Below are 18,591 nucleotides of genomic sequence, written 5' to 3'. Positions count from 1 at the left end.
CGTGAGTATTGAACGGAACGACGTTGTTATGCAGCCGCTCGCTGCTCAACAATATATTGGATAAGTAATTGATTGATATAGTCGCGTGTAGATTCAAACCCCAAGCGAGCGACCGTGCGATCCGAAAAATCTATATTTACATTGTGGGTTTTCTCGTACCACGCTTGCAGCTGATCGGCTGTAACACCAGCAGACTCAAGGTTCGGCTTTTGAATGCCCAGCTGCGACAGCATTAGTTTTGCCTTGTGCGTATAGTCGACCGCGGCCCCCCAGCGATTATCAAGCTTACTTTGAACCTGGGCGCGATACTCAATATCGTGACTGTGTATACGCGTAAATATTGCCAACCGCGCTCTATTTTCTATCTCGGCATTAAATTGCGCACGACTTAACTGGCGAGCACTAAGCCACGCCTCTAGTGCAACACCAGAGCGAAGATCTTCCGCTACACAGAACTCGCTTAAAGCCTGCTTATAATCATCTGCGCTAACATGAAGCTCATCCCCTAACGCACTAACCAACTTGCCGATTAGAGCTGTAGTGGTGTATTTCTGCCATTGCACGGGTTGAGACTTCAAGTGCGCAAGCGCCGCCTGTTCATCTATGCCGACATTCCGTCCTTCACCAATCGAAGGTTCGGCAACAACGTTAGGTTTAGCACGGGCATCACTTCTAGGTAGGGTAACTTTCATTGCAGCGGTGCGAGTAAGGCCAACCCAGAAACTGGTAGTTTCAAAAACGAATTCCGCTTTAAACGGCGTGCTGGGTAAATTCTCTGGCTGTGCTAGAAAATTAAGTGCCGCAATTGCATCCTCGCGTTTTTGGTTTGGCTTGCGCTCTCGTAAAAATGTTTTGAAAGCCGTAAGCTGCTGCTCGTAACCAGTCTCGCGGCCAATCTGCAACAACGTCGGCCAGTTTCGATCTGGGTAGTACAGCGCTTTTGCAGTATTAATGATCCAGCTTGCTGTATTCACATCCAGATAGTTTTCCTGCTGCGCGTCTGCGACCGCTGCACGAATATTCACCATTGCCTCGGAAAGAGAACGGTATCCAGACTCCGCCGATGCGTGAGCGACTGCAACCTCATCGTCATCATTTATACTGCCGTTCGCATAGGCTTCGTACACGTCGCCTAAGCCTCGCATGCCAAAGCTATCTAGCTCCGCGGCACGCAGTGCGCCCATGCTGGAAGCTCCCATAACATGTACGCCTTGTGATAAAGCGAACAGAATTTCTTTGTGCCACACCGCAGGTACTTGTTCGAACACACCATCAATAATTAACAGGCAATCACCGCTTTTGGCTCGCTGGCTAACAATGTTATAGATATCACCCATCGCCACCGGCGGGTAATACTCCGCACTTAATAGCGCTTCCGCTTCAGCTAGAGGCAAACTCGGGCCTAAAAAGACATAGACACTCATGCAGTTAATCCTCGCGCAGTATTGACCTCGCGCTTTATAGCGCGCACTTGTTTGGTGCCGGATTTCTCGCTGGGCGACATCAATCCAGCTACGACCACTTTCACCACGGGCACATTTATATTCGGTTTAGAAAGGTCAACCACCACTACTTGGCTTACACCTTTATTATCTAATATATCCAACATTTGCTGGATATCGGTATTAAAACCTTGGCTGCTAATCGATTCGATTTTAGTAAAGTCTACGCTCGCCGGTATATCTTCAATAATACGACGGTATTGATCTAGGTCATCGCTGTTGCCCAACTTACTGTACTCGGCCCAAAAGATATCGTCGCGGCTACCGGAAATATGCGTCAAGCGGCTTTGAATTGCTTCCGTTACCGCACGCATAACCGCAACTTCTGGGGAGGGATGGCAACCATACCCGCTAAAAGCCGGTAGCGTGCGCCAGCGTCCTTGAGACTCTCGGTCGACGATGGTGCATGAGAAGCATGGAATCTTAAAATCGGAGGTTATGTTGTAGACACCATAGAGAATATCCGCCTGTGCTAGTGCGTCGAATAGCTTTTGGCAGTTCGCATCATTTATGGTCTCTGGTTTTACCTTGATACTAGTTGCACCTGCGCGAATGGCGTCTCGTGCAAGTTCAATTGCATCTCTTTCCACAGCCTCCGCAAGCGCGTGGGCAATGGCCTCCTGCTGGGTATTACCAGATGAAAGTCCATTAGTGGAAATAACAAAATTGGCCTGAGTGCTACCCCGCCCGGACCAAGTAAAATTCGTACTTACGGTATCAAACGGTACCCACATCGGTTTGCGGCTAATCAGATCTTGCCCTTGCACCCAATAGATGGGTGTGGTCGAACTTACATAGCTATCGGTGTAGGTACTGATGCTGGTTATGTCCACCACTTGCTCGCCGGCGTTTATTAAGCCCGCATAAGAATTGTGTCGCAACGGCAAATCTATATTTTCGGCGTGCCAACTTTCTATGCTTTCCATTAACGCCGATGTCTTGGCCGAAAATAGATCTAAGCCCTTGCCTTGCGAAGTTGATAGTCCACGTGAATTTGGCCGAATAGCAACACACACTGGAATACCAATAGTATCGAGCCCGGTAATATCCGCTACGCGGGTAATACCCAACTGTTTTGCCAGCGGCCAATTACGATTAAAGGTTTCTTCGGGGCTGCAGGCTCGATGAGTACCATCAAAATAGGTCTTATCCTGAGCGTTATGGTTTGCAAACATAAGATCTCCTACTTTCCTACAGCGTGTTTTGTGGCAATACTTGTGGCGTATGGGAATTACCACACAACAAAAACTAGCGCGCCGAATTAACGGCGACGTAGCGAATGATTTTCTTCGTTACTGTTAGCGCATATAACGCATTTTCACCACGCTCTTACTTTCGCCCTCTATCTCGATGGCGGCCTGCTCAAACTTTGGAATACCGCGAGTACCCATTGCATCCTTTCCAAATGCCAAACCCTCTTTTGGAAAGATAAAATTTTTCATATCCACTCGCCCGTTGGCGTTTTCATCGTGAAATACCGCAAATGCATATCGGCCTGGCGCCACACCTTCGAACTCCACTTTTACGGTGCCTTGCGAAGCCTTAACTTCTTTACGAATTTTACAGTCCGACGGAAAGCTGTCTTCACTGGTACACAATGCGGTGCGTAAGCTACCTTCATCGGAACGCACACCGGTTATAGCAACGGTAACGTTTACACCAGTACCGCTGATCACGGGCTGCTGGGCTGCAACCAAGGCCACACCGACAAACACTTGTGCGATGGTTTTAAAAGTAAACTTTCTCATGTTCATCTCCTGAATTCGGTCGGGCAATTTTTGCCAGCCTAACAAATTAGATAGAGCTTCAAATGCTGGTTCCACCTTTCCATAGTGGTTTGGATGCCGTCCTTGGCGTTTCGGATACGCAAACATTCGAAACCAAAAAACGTTGACTGGCTAACTACAGAAGAGCAACGTAATCAACGTAACGACAGGATAGGCAAAAGCGCTGAATCGCACTACTGCAAGATCTTGCAGGTATCGCCCTCTAAATAGCCGATATGCCAACCCCATTCGCTAGCAAACTAAACTCCGCTAGGCTATTCAGCGCGTCCTGCGCCCCCCCCTACAAACACAGAGCGCTAACGCCACCCACTAAATGATTACTACCGCCCCTCCCTGGTAGCAGAGTTCGCAGATTCAAATACCAATCACGGCTAAGGTTCCGCCATTCCAATAAAGAATGAAGACTTTTTGCGATACTCACTTCAGCGTAACAACGCCAATATCGTTCTATGAATAACGGCAAAAATTCATCGGGATACTGGCAGAAGTTACAGCTTATCTAACTTCTAAAAACATCTTTCCCGTCGTTAATAATAGATTTCATATTCGGCGAGTTTATTCCATTTAAAACATAAACTTACATAACTATTGCCATCCAAAACACCGCATTCAGCTCCCCCGCAATAGCGAGTTTCAAGCCGCCGCACTGTCACTTGTTACATCTAGTTCAAATAATTATGTTTGGTAGAGTGATCCCCGTCGGACAACATCGACACAACTTACGAAGCAGCGAAATATGTATAGGAATGAAATCCGGTTTTACTATTTATCAATAGAGCGAGTGTCACACCCTAAATGGATCGCTCAACTTTATTGAGAATACTAAATTACATATCGTTGTTTTGTGAGGAGTAATCGCCGAGACAACTGTTCACCGTTAATCGGCATTAGCTTTAAAAATTAACTTAAAACTTAACTTAAAAAGGAATAACCAATGTCTAACAAAATTGATTTTAACGACGTAGATGTAGATAGCTTGGATTTGAATGACTTAGAAGTAGTAAGCATGAAAGATGCAATGGCTTTACCGGAAACTGGCGCGTCCAGCGGTATTAGCTCTTGTAACTCCTGCTCAAGCTGCGGCTCTTCTTCTAGCTGTTCAAGTACTGGCGGCTAATTAAGTCTGGTGAGACTGCCACGCAATGTTTCACCCTCATTGCGTGGCAGCCTCTCACCGACCAACTATAGCGAATTTAATTTTATTAAAAAGTTCTGGAGATACCCATGGAAGCGGCAGAAAAGATTGACCACATCACCGCAACACCTTCAGTAGAGACTGAAAAAAATAGTGTGCTAAGCGTAAAGCAAGTTGCTAAAACCTATGGCGACAAAAAAGCACTTCTGCCAACCGACATCAATTTCTTCCTGGGCGAAACCACTGTTCTTATGGGCCCAAACGGAGCTGGTAAAACAACGCTGATGGAATTGCTATGCGGGCTACAAACACCTGACACTGGCGGTGAGCTAAAAGCATTCGATCACGACCTTATTAAAAACCCTGGCGCACACATCGAACGCATCGGTGTTCAGCTTCAAGAAACCCAACTGTTCGAACGTGCTACAGCACGCGACTACCTAAACTTTTTCAAATCCCTTTATAAAAAAACCTTGCCAATCGACGAGATCGTAAAGTGGCTACGACTGGGCGAATACCTAGACATACAAATTAAAAGTCTTTCCGGCGGTATGGCGCAACGTGTCGCACTAGCGCTCGCCGTTATTAATGACCCCGATATCGTACTGCTCGACGAACCTACCGTAGGGCTCGACCCGATTTCACGGCGCGATTTGTGGAATTGCCTTAAATCACTTAAATCACGTGGCAAAACACTAATATTTACTACCCACTATATGGATGAAGCGGTAAATCTCGGCGACCGAATTATTATGCTCTCAGAGGGGCGTGTGGTGTTTAACGGGTTACCCGAAGAAATTCGAGAAAAAGCCGCAAGTTTAGGCGGCGGTCTAGATGAAGCATTCGAATACTATGTAAGTAAAAAACAGGAGCAGCAGTAATGTACGCCAAACAGCTCAAATCGTACCTTTTATTAGACTGTAAACTTTTTATGCGTGAACCAATGGTTATGTTTTTCGCGTTCGTATTTCCCGCCTTAATGTATTTGATTTTCGGGTTTATGTTTCGTGACATGACTTATGGCGAAGGAAGCGTCAGCTACTACGATCAGTACACGGCGAGCTTTATGGGGATTATTCTATTAAATGTAGCACTGTTTAATATTGGCCCAGGGTTAGCTATATATAAAGAGCGTGGTTTCTTTCGCCGGCTGGTAATTACGCCTTTGCACATGAGCGTCATTTTTAGTGCGACAACGATACGTTCATTCCTACTTTTTCTTGGCGGTACAATTCAGATTTTTATTCTTGGCTGGCTAATGTTTGATCGGGTTCCACCTGAGCATATTGGTCAAATATTTATTGGCCTTAGCCTGAGCGGATTCGCACTATTTTCTCTTGGCTTCATGTTTGGTTCCTTCTTCAAAACGTCCGGTGCAGCCTTTGGCGCAAGCATTGTTACTTTTCAGGTGATGCTAATGCTTTCTGGCGCAGGCATGCCGCTAGAACAGCTACCAGGTTTCGTACAGGTTATTGCCAACATTATTCCGATGAAACATGTTGTCGATATTTTGCGGTTATCGTGGCAGGGCAGTCTATTTAGTAGCGTCGCTTTACTACCTACATCCATTTGCGTTGCCGCAGGGATAATTGGGCTAGTCGTATCAAGCCGAATTTTTCGCTGGTCAGCAAAATAATAATTAAGGATTAATCATGAATACCAACCTTGCTATTAAGACGTCTATCAACGCCGAATCATCGACAAAAGATATTTTTTATCACCCTAACTATATATTGCGAGTTGCCGGCGAACCTGTCGACTTGCTTAAGTTTCCTGGCTGCGGGCTAACCGTTCGCTGCATAGAAAAGAAGCGCCATATCGAAACAACCTTATCGTCAGCATTAGCTGGCGCCGTTGCCACGCTTGAAGCGCTTATTCCCGGGGTCGAAGATAAAACACTTTCGCGTGATCTACTTAATAGCAAGCGCGCACTTTTTAACGGCAAACGCGTTAAAGCGGGCGCTTTAGCCAACCTGGAAAGCCAACTCGACGACGAAGCATTCAGCCACATTAGTTCTGCAAATGACTTACTCGTAAAGCTCGAACAGATGGACGCTGAAATCCAAACAGCATACGAGAACGAAGTCGCTAGTGCTTATCGTCACCTAGGTAACAGCTGGCGACGAAACAACATGCGTCAAGGCGTTAGTTATTCAAATCCAAAGCTATTCCGCGATTTTGAGAATACTTATGGTGATGGCGAACTTCGCCCTATTAATGCGAAGAAAAAACGCAAACTAGACGACACCCTATTCCAGTACCTAACACGTTGCTCTACAAAGACCAGCCCATTGTCCGCGCTTACGGTAGTTTATGTAGGTAGCTGGGCTAACGATAATCGCACCAGTCCTCATATAGAATTCAAGAGTTCTACCGAAAGTCGCGTTGAATATAAGTCTGGGCTTTTAAAACAAATAGTCGATCGACTTCTTGAAGACTTCACTGGCTGGAAAGATTATTTCCCTCTGTACTTGAACTCAAGTATCGAACTTGCCAATAGTAAACTTCGCTTTACGCAAGTGAACAAAGGCAATACCGCCGGTGGAAAAACCTGGGGAACAGGCGAGTCTCGAGTTGAGCTTCCGCTTAACGGTGCGTTGCAGTGCATACTCCAAACACTCTCCGATCACCCAGGAATATATACCGACGAATTAATTGCACGAGTTTGCGAAAAGGCGCCCAAGCTAAACAACGAAACCACGTTTGCCTATATCAACAAGCTGTTTAGCATTGGTTTGGTACTACCTGACCTCGGCGCTACCGAACAGGTCGACATACTCGACTGGGCAGAACAAGTATTGGCCGCTTTTGATGGCCGCTTTGATACCGGGGTCTTAAAAATTCGCGAACTACGTGAGTACGTACAAAGTTACGCAAATCAAGACCACGCCACACGCGCAGACGTTACCGAAAAAATAGAGGCTCTATCTCAAGAGCTCGCCAGCTCTATTGGGTCAAGTATTGATCCCACTATGGAGCGCCCAGCTTTTTTTGAAAACACCTATCTAACTGATTGCGCGAGCGATATATCGGAATCGACAATTTCTGCCTTTAGTGACGACTTACACGCGATTCTTGAACTCTCACCAATATTGGACATGAACCAGAAGATTCAAGCACAATTCGCCGATTATTTTATCTGGCGCTATGGTGCTGACCATATCTGCACCAACCCGTTGGATCTGATTCGCGAGTTCGATGACATTTATGGTGTAGCCCAATTCGGCTTTGAACCCAGCTGGGATAAGATGGCCCCAGATTCAGATACCTATAAAAATTATTCCGAAATCGCCGACTCTTGGGATGCATTTATGGCGCCCTACCTTGCCAGCGATGTTGATGTCGATGTCTCAGCCGAAACACTTCGCGAATTGACCGCAAAATTGCCTCAACAAATTCGCAATCGCAACGTTTCCCATAGCTATGTAGGACAGGTTTTTAACGCAGACACTAACCCCAAGTTTGTCATCAATCAGGTTTTTGGCGGTAACTCTGGTTTGATGTCTCGTTTCTTAGAAATTTTGCCCGACGACCAACTAGAACACATTAAGGACTACCTCAATCGCTGTTCACGGGAGGGGCAGTATGCCGAAATGCCTGGGGTATTTGGGTTTAATGCCAACAAGCACCCGCGTATGGCCGATAAGGAAATCACCATTGAGCCCTTTGCTAACAACTGGCAGCAAACCGAAAAAACATCTATACGCGATCTACGCCTGCGCTATGACGAAGTTACCCACAAAGTTGTCTTTATCGATTCAGACGATAAGATTTTGGATGTCTGGTACCAGGGGTTCCTAATACCAAGCCTAATGCCACAGGTGCAACGCTTTATAGCTATCAATAATGCTAACGGTCTTAACTTTTATACCATTGGAACACTGTTCAATTGCGGCTTAATTAAAGAGGGTGAAATTACCCGTATTCCGCGCGTTTCTGTTGGCAATGTGGTTATCTCTCGAAGCATGCACCTGGTGCCGCGCGAGTTTGTTCCAGATGAAAATCTAACACCGTTTGATTTCTTTATGGCCGTCCAAAAATGGAAAGAGGAATACAACCTTCCCAACGAGGCCTTTGTACGAGCCTTTCCAATAGGTGATGGCAAAGTAGCCGGTGCGGACAGCGGTATCGACTGGAATCAAGTGTCATTTAAAGATGCCAAGCCCTTCTATGTTCGGTTCGACGACCCACGCTACGTCCGCCAATTAGCGCGCATTCTAAAGCGCAGTCAGTTCGATTTGACATTGGCAGAAGTACTTCCCCGTTTAGACGATCAGCACGTACAGGTAGACGATCGTAAGCACGTCGCCGAATTCCATATTGAATTGTCGCGGCAGGCTGCCGATCGGCAAGACCCATAATAATTCTAACTTAACTATTTTTGCGTAAAAGGGGTATTAAAATGAAAAATGTTATTCGTGTGGCCTACTTCGAGCCCGATAATAGCGCTCTAATTGCGGGGCCACTTCGTCAAATTGTCGAGCAGCTATCCAGCGATACACGTGTATCGCAAGTATTTATCGCTCCACACTGGAAGCTGGGGCCTCACGTAGACTTAGTAATCGACTGCGATGCAGAGACTTTCGATCATGATATTTACCCCGCATCAGAAAGTACTTTACTAGCTTGGCTAGAGGAAAATCCTTCAACCCAAAAGCTAGACCCAATCAGCTACCAGCGTACATCTCAGCAACTCGCTTTGGTGGAAATTGAACCGGGCCCCTATTTACCACTGCTAGAAAACAACTCAATTAGCAAAGCTAAGTTCATTCAAAATTCCACCTTAAAACTGAACGAATTTGGCGAACTAAAATCCCGCTTCCTTGCGGCGACCTTACCCCTAGTATTTCGTTTGCAGTCACTTAAGCAACACCGTAAGTCCGATTTCTTTGTCGCACTCAGTATACTTTTAGCAGGCGCCGGCACCTTTTACCGAAATCATGGGCTAGGGCGCGGTTTTAATTCGTTCCGTTCCCACGCTGAATTCTTTATGGTCCATTACGACAATGACGGCCGCATTCGTACGCACTTCGATAACGTAGCAAATAAATATAAAGCCTCGCTCGACGTATCTATAGCGGCAATTTTATCTGGCGATTTCGGCAATGTTAGCGATGACCCAGAGCTGCAGTCGTTATTTTCCGAATGGATGCCGATAGCTGCAGACTGCTATCAGCGTATCGAGAATATCGTGGCTACAAACCATGATTTTTTAGTCGGCGAAAATATTTTTCAAGACAATCTCAAAGTGATTGCAGCAGACATCCCCGATGAGCTCCACTACGGTGAGAAAAAAGGCCCAATGGCGATTGCCTTGGAGAATGACGAAGGATTAAAGCTATTGCAATCTCCGGAGTTTATGTCCTACCGAACTTTGATCAACTTTTTCTACTTTCTACTACCGGCACTTAACGTATCACCTGCGGAAAAATACTGCATTTGTAATATGACGGCCGCCACGGTTGAGGGCCTTCTCGATATCACTTGGCAAGACATTATGATTCCAGGGTATACAGAGTCACGCAAGGAGGCTACAGCATGATCAGCTCACAATGGTTAAAGCTTAAAAACTATGTGTACTTCGCAGAAACCGAAGATGGCGTGCTGTTTGAAGCTGGCGCAAAGACCTTTGCACTAAAAGGAAAAGGCTTGTATCCGCTAGTCTCTCGCGTCATTCACTTTATGGATTCCGGTAGCGATAGGGAAAGCATCATCAATAATTTGCCAGATAAAATCGCGCCATTTGTTAATCGTTTATTCGAAGAGCTAACTGCACACGACATGCTAATAGATGCGACTGCAGAAAAAGCCATCTGCGAACAATTCGGAGAAAACAGCGAGACGCTTGAGTTTTTGCGGTTCCTACAAGACAACCTCGATAGTGAATATCTAACCGAATTCAACCGCTGGCGTGAGACACGGATAGTCCTTGTTGGCAACGGCCACACCCTAAAATCTACACTTAACGGTTTGGTAATGTCTGGCATTGGTCATGTCGACATCCTGTTCACAGGTATGGAAACTTCGCGCCTAAAGCTAGCGGAATTCCAACAGTTACTGGATAGTCGAGCTAAGGATGATAGCGGGTTTAGCTATACGCTTTTAAATGAGGACATGCTTAACCAGCAGCTGTCATCCGGCCGACAAGAATTCGTTCTATTTGCCGCCGATGAAGTTCAAGTACTCGATAGATTCGTGTCCGATTCAGCAAGTATTCGGCTGAACAATCATGCATTTATGGTCGCATCCTCAACCCGTAATCACGGCTTCGTCAGCCCGCTGAATGAACAGGGCTTCACCAATTATTTAGATTTTTTAAATTGGCTACCAGCCAACTTCGATTACGATCAGGACAGTTTACATTCTCCCGCTAGCCATGCGCTTATTGGCTCGGTGTGCGCATACAGTTTTATTAACCACTTTTTCAATATCTATAAATCTGAAATGCGCAATCACTGCGCAATTATTTCACCCTGGCTAGATGTTGACTATCACCCGATTCTGCCGGTAGCAACGCTGGATCGTAACGCACCACTTAATCCTATCGATTTTCGAGTTGAATTTGAGGTTCCAGATGGGCGACCAGTCAGTGATTACGAGACACTACTGATGAACTTAGCGCCGAGTTTTGACGAGATACTCGGGCCTTTTTCACCTGAGCCGTCCAAACGCTTAAAACAATTACCGCTGTACCACGACGCGATTCGCATACGTTACCCGCGTAGCGCTAACGCCGCCAATCAAGATGTACACGGCTGGGGAACAAGCGCACAAGACGCCGGTATGCGCACGCTTTCTCGGTCGCTTACTCAGTACGCTAAAACACTCTTTAACATTAACGATAGCAATATTGTTTCCTCCTATGACTATGAGTCGTGGAAACAGCTAGCGACAACCCTAGCGGTTATCAATAGCGCTGAATTCAAGCAACACTCCGTGTCCTATTACGCGTTTCCAGACGAACTTGAAAATGAAGAGGTTCAAATGCTACTGCGCGTACTACGGCTTTACCAACCACAGCGCATTAAAGTTGAGCTCTTCCGCGAGCCAGGCATACGCGCTTGGGCAGCACGGGCTGTTGCCGACACGAACATTCTTGGACTTGGGTACGGCGTAGATGCCATTACAGCGATTTCTGAGGCACTTGGCGCCGCCTGTAGTCGCTTCCAGTTACCGGACCTGGAGCACCGTTCCGACATAGACATAATTACCAGCTTCCAAACTGCAACCTCATATCTAAGCGGCAAGGCGTTGGATGATATGGGTTCGGAACAATTAATCCCAATAAACGTTACCGAACAATTATTGGACACTGTTTTCACCACCAATTCCTACGTAGTGGGATCTGTCACTATAGCGAGGAGCGCATAAAGTGAATAATCCAGCAGACAAACCTATTTTAATCGTCGATCAGGGTACTGGGTTACAAGCCCCAACGCTTCGAGCGGTATCCCTCGCCTACCAACAACAAGCACAAGTGGTTGCAGAATTACCACTGGACACTGCAAGTGCCAAGCTGGTCATTATTATCGCCGATGTACATGCTAGCGATTTTATTCAGCGCCAACTAACACAGGTGCGCTTCGCCGGCACGCCCGCGCTTGTTATTGCCGTCGAGCCAGGTGACATTTGGTTGGCGCCAACCTTGCTCACTAATAAATCTGGCTGTTTTTTTTGCCTGAAGGAGTGGGCTAACAACAATCTACGACAGAGCAATCATTGGACAGCGCAAGACACGCTGCCTACCGACCGGCTACGCACATCGAGTAAACCTCTTTCCCAACCGGTACGCGACGCCTTTGTACAAAAGTTAACGTCCCGTTTAAACGACATCGAGCAGGGCCTCGGCCGCTGCCAAGACGCGGTACGCATTCAAACTCACGCACTTAAGATTACCCGTCACCCCGTTATTTCCTACCCAGCCTGCCCTGTTTGCGACGTTCGCCCAGACGACTCTGCAGAATTGGTGGCATTAGAATTACAGCCACGAATAAAAGATAACCCGGGAGATTTTCGTGCAGCGAACAGCACGCTTGATTTAAGCAACCTCAAAGAAACCTACGTCGATAGATGGACAGGGTTGATTAAGCACGTATTTCACAGCATTAATTCCGACCTTATGCCACTTTACGCGGCAGAGGCACCGATCTTCCACGACAACAATATCGAAGTGGGATACGGGCGCACCGAAACACGTGAAAAATCCGAACTGGTTTCCATACTCGAAGCGCTCGAACGCTATTCTGGACAAGCGGCCCGCGGTGTAAAAAACCTGGTGCGTGGTTGCTACCGCGATCTTAAAGAACACGCCGTTGACCCGCGCGATTTTGTGTTACACAACCACGACCAATTGGATATGCCCGGCTTTAATATGATGGCTTACTCTGAAGACCTCGAGTACAACTGGAAGTGGGGGTATTCGTTTCGCCTGCAAAAGCCCGTGCTAGTGCCGGAGCAACTGGTCTACTACTGGCTGAAAGCCGACCAGATAAAAAACCCTATTAACCGTTTCGTGTACGACTCATCCAATGGTTGTGCACTGGGGGGCTCGCGCGAGGAAGCAATGTTGTACGGCTTACTTGAAGTCGTCGAGCGCGATGCTTACTTTACCTCTTGGTATGCGCGTATACCACCGCGTCAGCTCGACCTAGAGAGCCTGGAAGATGAACGTATTCGAACGCTAATAGCACGCAGTAAAGCACAGGGCTTCGAGCTTCATGTATTTGATATACGCCTAGATATCGACATTCCCGTGGTGTGGGCAATGATCGTCGACCCTTCCGATAATGCCCCAGTTAAATCTTACTGCGCTGCAGGTGCCCACTTCGACCCGCAACAGGCCATCTTTGGTGCACTGGTCGAAGTTACAACTTCCATGGGCGTTTACCAGAAATCCTTGCCGCAATTTCGTGAGCGTGCACACGAGTTATTGCACGACGCAAATAAAGTACGTGAAATGAACGACCACGTGCTGCTTTATAGCCTACCGGAAAGTTATCAACGCCTTAGTTTTTTGTTTGAGGGCGACCAACACAAATACACCTTGGACGAGCTCTATTCGCAGCAAGACTTACAAATGCGCAACCCAGATCTTACCGACGACTTACGCCATTGCATCGACAAAGTTTTGAATGTTGCTACAGATATGATTGCAATCGACCTCAATTTTGACGAGCTAGAAAAATCTGGGCTGAGCTGCGTAAAGGTTCTGGCACCGGGTTTGTCGCCGGTCACCTTTGGGCATCAGTACCGCCGCGAAGCGCTCGACCGCATCAACAAAGTAAGTGCGCACCTAGACACCGGCCGTGAGTTTAAACGTGAAGACTTGAACCCATACCCACATAACTTTCCATAGGAGCATCAATCATGCAGCCACACGACGATATGGAACGACTTGACTATAAAGAAGCGTGGGCTATGGGAACCTATCGCCGCTTTGATTCACTCGATGTGCCGGCGTTCCGCCCGCCAAAAGCGGGTGAGGTTTACACACCGATACAATCGACGCGAGCCGCAAAATTGCGGCTCCTCGACACTCACCTGCCAGACACACTGCTGTCTCTTAAAGATTACCTTCAAGGTGGCAAAGCCGCGACTAATCTTCCATTTTGCCAGCAGCTATCGCTCTACTTACGTTACCTCGCTGCACTACAAACATTTGAGCCGCAAAACGCCTATAAAGTGCACACGCCAGTGCCTTCGGTACGCTGCCTTCGCCCTTATAGAGTAATGGTGGTAGTCGCCGAAGATATTCCACGCTTATATCAATACCACGCCAACTACCACGCGCTGGAATTGATTGCCGAAGGCGAGCAATTTCAGCACCTACTAGGCAGCGCCACCCTGGCAATAGTCGGCGTTGCACACTACTGGCAATTGGCAGACAAGTACGGAGAATTTTCGCCCTTTCCTGTAAATCTGGAGATCGGTGGGCTTAAATCTCAAGCAGAGCACCTTTTAACCTTGTTAGGCTGGCAGCAATTAGCAAGCGAGATAAAGCCCGAAACGTGGAACCAATCGCTCGACTGTGTGGACAAGCTCGAAACAACCGTGTTTGCCCTACCCGCCAAACTGCCTGATGCCACGCTATCCTTGGCAACGCTGCCATCCGTTGTGCGCACCCTCCCACAGTGGCAGCGCCGCAAAGATCTAACGTCAAGATTTTCAAAACTAGAAGCACTCGTCGCATTGTTTCAAGCACCTTCGGCAAACCCCATACCAATGTTCAGCCCTGCAGCAGCAGCCTCGCCTGTAACAACTGACAGTGACGATCCCCACCACCACATAGATATACTGAAACTGTTCCGAAAACGTAATTCCGGAAATGATGCCGCAGGATTTGCCCCTAGCAGTAAATCGCTACCTGCAGACTTTTTGGATAAGTTACTAGCAACATTTCATGCGCTACGCGCTAGACGACCCGTATACCCTGGTGAAGACTCAGTTAAATTAAATTTTTTATGGTTGGATGCCAACTCTGCACCGGTTGCTTTGTACGATCAAGATGGCGTTGTGCAGCTTCAGCAAAAAACAGGACGGGAACTTGTCACTGACATGCAAGCGGCGCTACCAAATAAGGTTTTGAAATTTAATATGTCTGCTATGACGCTATCGGTGCTGATGACTGTTGATCTTGCCGAAGCACAGACAAAGCATGACGATGAAATGTTCCGCCGAGTACATATCGCTGCAGGCATGTTGGCACAAGATTTAAATATAACTGCAACCGCGTTTGGGTTGTTTTCCAGACCGGTAAGAATGTTTAAGGAAAATAAGATTGAGCACGACTTACAATTTTCCGGGCAACTTATTTACCAGGTATTAATGGGATTCAACCGGCGCACCAACTATAAAATTGGATTAATCTAATGAATGAAAACAATTGGCTAAGCCTGCATGTATTCTTGTCCGACCCAGAGAAATCCTTGCGCTTTCTCAATGAATGGTTAGCACCGCAAGTTCAGCGTTTAGTCAATTCAAACTCTTTAGATCGTTGGTTCTTTATTCGCTACTGGGACGGTGGTCCACACCTGCGGCTACGTTTTAAAATCAACAAACCATATCAATCTGATGCGCTACAAAACGCGCTGCAAGAAGTCATTGTCGACTACAGCGCCGATAAGGCAATAACCCGTGAGCAATACTATGGCGCGCACTCTTTTGATGGAGAAACACTTAACATCGAAACATTAGATTGGTACGGCGAAGGTGCAGTAGTGCCAATTAGCTACGAACCAGAGATTACCCGCTACGGTGGTGATCAGGCAATTCTAGTTAACGAACAATTATTTCAGGTTTCTAGCGATATTGTTTTGCGTATCTGCCGCGAACCTAATACCAACGTACAGCAACACTTAATGCGCGCCATGTCATTGATGGCGGCAACTTTTTTCGGCTACAGCTGTGACTCGAACTCCGGTTTTGATTTTTTTGATGGCTACGCCAGCTATTGGCGAACCTATTCTGAAGCCGCAGCAGAGGCGGAACTATCCGCGGGTAAAGAGGCAAATGCCGGTATTGTTAGAACTGTCGGGGAGTTACTTCACAGTATTAATGATCGCGATAGCAAGCAAACGTTAGAGACTATTTGGTCTGCTTCAATCCGCGATGCGATCACAGAATTTGAAAGTATTTGGAAGAATGGCGAATTAGTATCGCCGCTAACCGGTGCTCCAGTGGAAACAGAAGATGACTTCCACACAGCCGTGCAATTGATGCTGAGTTCGCAGGTACATATGATGAACAACCGTTTAGGCGTAATCCCAACTCAGGAATGCTATCTCGCTCGCTTATTAGCGAATGCGGTACAAGGAGTATAAAAATGAGTTTTTACACGTTAATTTATCAGTCAATAATCGCCAACAAATCGCGTAGCTCGTTGCTAGTCATTACAATTTCTGTTGCCTTCTTAGTATATGGCGTGCTCGGCGCACTGCGCTTCTCGATGTTCGGTGGTACTGACGAATTCGGAAAGAATCGCTTGATTATGACTCACGAGGCAGGCATGACCCAGCCGTTGCCAATCAACTATCGCGACCGAATAAAACAGATTGAGGGCGTTAGCGCCGTGACGCCAGCGACGTGGATAGGAGCCTATTATCAAGATCCTAACAAAATGCTAATGGCGTTTGCTGTGCAAGGGGAATCATGGATACAGCAGCACCCGGAAATGCAGATGAGTAATGAGCATCGCAACAATTTTCTTACCACTACGGGTGGAATGTTGGTAAGCGAAGCACTAATGCGAAAATACGGCTGGAAGGTAGGCGATAGAATACCGTTAAAAAGCATTATGTTTTTCCCCGACAATGGTGAAGACTTTTGGCCCTTTACGGTGAGTGGAACGTTTGAGAACTCTGCCGAGGCAGGTGGTCGAAATTATATTATCACTCACTACAAGTATTTAAATGAAGCACGAACGTCTCTTAGAGATACCGCTGGAACCTACGTAATTACAGCCACCCCCGGAGTATCCGTAGAGAACTTGGCGTTGCGAATAGATGAGCACTTCAGTCAATTCTATAACCGTACTAGCACCACCACCGACCGCGCCTTTCACACCGAGTTTTTTAAACAGCTGGGCGATATTTCTCTGATGATACAAAGTATTTTATTTATCGCCTTTACCAGCATTATTTTAGTTGTGTGCTCCACCCTGACACTAACTGTTCGACAGCGTACTCGCGATATCGGAATATTGAAAATGCTAGGCTTCGGCAAGACTGGGGTGCTAGCACTAATCATTAGCGAAGGATTTTTACTAATATTGCTCGGCGCCATCGCGGGACTACTTCTCGCCATGATAGCTAACCACCTAATTAGCGTGAACCTTCCAGACTTGCTACCCAATTTAAGTATTACTCCTCAAGTACTGACGGAGATGCTCGCTATTGCAATTGCGATCGGCACTATAGTTTGTAGCATACCAGCGTTATTAGCCGCAACCATGAAACCAATCGACGCATTCTCTCGCGAGGCCTAGTTATGTCACCTGCAATTTTAAGTCGACTTATTTATATAACACTCGGCAATATTTTTAAACGCCGCTGGGTTTCCGGAACCATTGTTTTAGCGTCTACATTGGTGGTCATTGTCTTAGTTGGTTTTTTGTCGATGTCCGAAGGGTTTCGGCAAGCACTAAACAATACCGGATCTGAAAATATCGCCATGCTGATGAGTGGTCAGGCACAGAACGAAATGAACAGTCAGCTTACCCGTGAGCAAATCGAATTATTACAGTCTGCTCCAGGCGTAAAAAAATTGGATGGCAACACACTTTTATCTTCCGAACTCAGCGTTATCGTCGGCGTCCGTACTCGTGCCGAAAACATTAAACGAAATATTACATTGCGAGGCATGACTAAGTACGGACCGGTATTGCGTGAAGGCTTTAAGCTCACTTCTGGCAGAATGTTCTCCCCCGGCCTAAATGAAATACTGGTAGGCGAAAAAATTGCTGGCGAAGTAAAAGGCTTAGATGTCGGTAACACCCTGCGCCTAAGCGGTTCCGACTGGACTGTCGTTGGTACATTCTCTCTCGCTGGTAATTTATTTGAATCTGAAGTTTGGGCCGATCTTAGCAGCGTTCAAAGCGCCTATAACCGTCACAATCAATATCAGTCAGCACGCATTGCATTAATTGATAAGGATGCTCTTTTCGACCTAACCCTATATTCCGCGGAAGACATTCGTTTAGATTTGGCTGTGCAGAGCGAAAAGCAATATTTCTCTAAGCAAACCGAAGGTATGGTTAACTTGGTTTCATACCTCGCCTGGCCGCTCGCGATACTGCTTTCCATTGGAACTTTCACCGGCATCTATAACGCGATGCAAATTTCTATCGACTCACGTCGTCGCGAGTTCGTCATTTTACGGCAGCTGGGTTTTAGTCGCTGGGGTATTTTTATTAGCGTCCTATTTGAGTCGCTGCTTTGTTCCGTTGTTGGTGCCGGGGTAGGTATTGGTATTGCGCTGCTGGTATTCGACGGATTTATCGCCACCACTATGGGCAGCAGTTTTGATTCAGTTTCTTATTCTTTATCGGTTAACGGCAGCATAGCCTTACAAGCATTTTTATTATCAGCAATAGTCGGATTCTTGGCGGTATGCATCCCCGCTCATCGAGGTGTTAACCAGCGCTTAGCGCTGTAATTTTTGCAATCTCAAG

General features: G+C 46.8%; 14 protein-coding genes. 11 read left to right on the top strand and 3 right to left on the bottom strand.

Features of this window, described 5'->3' with window-relative positions:
• Positions 1-26 precede the first annotated feature (26 nt).
• The 3 genes from IDZ20_RS16080 to IDZ20_RS16070 all read right to left on the bottom strand — a co-directional run bounded on the left by IDZ20_RS16080 (position 27) and on the right by IDZ20_RS16070 (position 3,250).
• On the bottom strand, positions 27-1,424 hold the full coding sequence (locus IDZ20_RS16080) for a TfuA-like protein (RefSeq protein ID WP_188152468.1): 1,398 nt from the start codon (positions 1,422-1,424) through the stop codon (positions 27-29).
• On the bottom strand, positions 1,421-2,677 hold the full coding sequence (locus IDZ20_RS16075) for a YcaO-like family protein (RefSeq protein WP_188152467.1): 1,257 nt from the start codon (positions 2,675-2,677) through the stop codon (positions 1,421-1,423). The genes IDZ20_RS16080 and IDZ20_RS16075 overlap by 4 nt, the downstream gene beginning before the upstream one ends.
• 123 nt (positions 2,678-2,800) lie before the next feature.
• Positions 2,801-3,250, bottom strand: a complete 450-nt coding sequence (locus IDZ20_RS16070; protein WP_188152466.1) for a DUF2141 domain-containing protein — start codon at positions 3,248-3,250, stop codon at positions 2,801-2,803.
• Positions 3,251-4,223: 973 nt separating this feature from the next.
• Here IDZ20_RS16070 and IDZ20_RS16065 point away from each other — a divergent pair.
• From IDZ20_RS16065 to IDZ20_RS16015, 11 genes are all read left to right on the top strand, one after another.
• Positions 4,224-4,406 carry a thiazolylpeptide-type bacteriocin gene (locus IDZ20_RS16065; protein ID WP_188152465.1) on the top strand — a complete coding sequence of 61 codons (183 nt, stop codon included), beginning with the start codon at positions 4,224-4,226 and terminating at the stop codon, positions 4,404-4,406.
• 107 nt (positions 4,407-4,513) lie between these two features.
• On the top strand, positions 4,514-5,305 hold the full coding sequence (locus IDZ20_RS16060; protein ID WP_188152464.1) for an ABC transporter ATP-binding protein: 792 nt from the start codon (positions 4,514-4,516) through the stop codon (positions 5,303-5,305).
• The gene (locus tag IDZ20_RS16055) at positions 5,305-6,060 is read left to right on the top strand and encodes an ABC transporter permease (protein ID WP_188152463.1); all 756 of its coding nucleotides are present in this window, start codon (positions 5,305-5,307) and stop codon (positions 6,058-6,060) included. Before IDZ20_RS16060 ends, IDZ20_RS16055 begins: the two co-directional genes overlap by 1 nt.
• Before the next feature lie 16 nt (positions 6,061-6,076).
• Positions 6,077-8,785 carry a lantibiotic dehydratase gene (locus tag IDZ20_RS16050; protein WP_188152462.1) on the top strand — a complete coding sequence of 903 codons (2,709 nt, stop codon included), beginning with the start codon at positions 6,077-6,079 and terminating at the stop codon, positions 8,783-8,785.
• Positions 8,786-8,826: 41 nt separating this feature from the next.
• A complete protein-coding gene (locus IDZ20_RS16045; RefSeq protein ID WP_188152461.1) occupies positions 8,827-9,966 on the top strand; it encodes a lantibiotic dehydratase C-terminal domain-containing protein in 1,140 nt (379 codons plus the stop codon).
• Positions 9,963-11,795: a hypothetical protein gene (locus IDZ20_RS16040; protein WP_188152460.1), complete on the top strand. Its 1,833-nt coding sequence runs from the start codon at positions 9,963-9,965 to the stop codon at positions 11,793-11,795. The genes IDZ20_RS16045 and IDZ20_RS16040 overlap by 4 nt, the downstream gene beginning before the upstream one ends.
• Position 11,796: 1 nt before the next feature.
• A complete protein-coding gene (locus IDZ20_RS16035) occupies positions 11,797-13,779 on the top strand; it encodes a TOMM precursor leader peptide-binding protein (RefSeq protein ID WP_188152459.1) in 1,983 nt (660 codons plus the stop codon).
• An 11-nt stretch (positions 13,780-13,790) separates the two neighbouring features.
• A complete protein-coding gene (locus IDZ20_RS16030; protein ID WP_188152458.1) occupies positions 13,791-15,293 on the top strand; it encodes a nitroreductase family protein in 1,503 nt (500 codons plus the stop codon).
• A complete protein-coding gene (locus tag IDZ20_RS16025) occupies positions 15,293-16,243 on the top strand; it encodes a thiopeptide-type bacteriocin biosynthesis protein (protein ID WP_188152457.1) in 951 nt (316 codons plus the stop codon). The genes IDZ20_RS16030 and IDZ20_RS16025 overlap by 1 nt, the downstream gene beginning before the upstream one ends.
• Positions 16,244-16,245: 2 nt before the next feature.
• Positions 16,246-17,406: an ABC transporter permease gene (locus IDZ20_RS16020; RefSeq protein WP_188152456.1), complete on the top strand. Its 1,161-nt coding sequence runs from the start codon at positions 16,246-16,248 to the stop codon at positions 17,404-17,406.
• Between the two features lie 2 nt (positions 17,407-17,408).
• Positions 17,409-18,575, top strand: a complete 1,167-nt coding sequence (locus tag IDZ20_RS16015) for an ABC transporter permease (RefSeq protein ID WP_188152455.1) — start codon at positions 17,409-17,411, stop codon at positions 18,573-18,575.
• Positions 18,576-18,591 lie beyond the last annotated feature (16 nt).

Origin of the sequence: Teredinibacter waterburyi (assembly GCF_001922985.1) — a bacterium.
In the GTDB taxonomy this organism is placed as follows: domain Bacteria; phylum Pseudomonadota; class Gammaproteobacteria; order Pseudomonadales; family Cellvibrionaceae; genus Teredinibacter; species Teredinibacter waterburyi.
This window is presented reverse-complemented; position numbering and strand designations above follow the sequence as displayed.

Coding starts and splice junctions, on each gene's coding strand:
- IDZ20_RS16070 (WP_188152466.1), bottom strand. CDS start 3,250: ATGAGAAAGTTTACTTTTAAAACCATCGCACAAGTGTTTGTCGGTGTG.
- IDZ20_RS16025 (WP_188152457.1), top strand. CDS start 15,293: ATGAATGAAAACAATTGGCTAAGCCTGCATGTATTCTTGTCCGACCCA.
- IDZ20_RS16050 (WP_188152462.1), top strand. CDS start 6,077: ATGAATACCAACCTTGCTATTAAGACGTCTATCAACGCCGAATCATCG.
- IDZ20_RS16080 (WP_188152468.1), bottom strand. CDS start 1,424: ATGAGTGTCTATGTCTTTTTAGGCCCGAGTTTGCCTCTAGCTGAAGCG.
- IDZ20_RS16015 (WP_188152455.1), top strand. CDS start 17,409: ATGTCACCTGCAATTTTAAGTCGACTTATTTATATAACACTCGGCAAT.
- IDZ20_RS16075 (WP_188152467.1), bottom strand. CDS start 2,677: ATGTTTGCAAACCATAACGCTCAGGATAAGACCTATTTTGATGGTACT.
- IDZ20_RS16065 (WP_188152465.1), top strand. CDS start 4,224: ATGTCTAACAAAATTGATTTTAACGACGTAGATGTAGATAGCTTGGAT.
- IDZ20_RS16030 (WP_188152458.1), top strand. CDS start 13,791: ATGCAGCCACACGACGATATGGAACGACTTGACTATAAAGAAGCGTGG.
- IDZ20_RS16060 (WP_188152464.1), top strand. CDS start 4,514: ATGGAAGCGGCAGAAAAGATTGACCACATCACCGCAACACCTTCAGTA.
- IDZ20_RS16040 (WP_188152460.1), top strand. CDS start 9,963: ATGATCAGCTCACAATGGTTAAAGCTTAAAAACTATGTGTACTTCGCA.
- IDZ20_RS16045 (WP_188152461.1), top strand. CDS start 8,827: ATGAAAAATGTTATTCGTGTGGCCTACTTCGAGCCCGATAATAGCGCT.
- IDZ20_RS16020 (WP_188152456.1), top strand. CDS start 16,246: ATGAGTTTTTACACGTTAATTTATCAGTCAATAATCGCCAACAAATCG.
- IDZ20_RS16055 (WP_188152463.1), top strand. CDS start 5,305: ATGTACGCCAAACAGCTCAAATCGTACCTTTTATTAGACTGTAAACTT.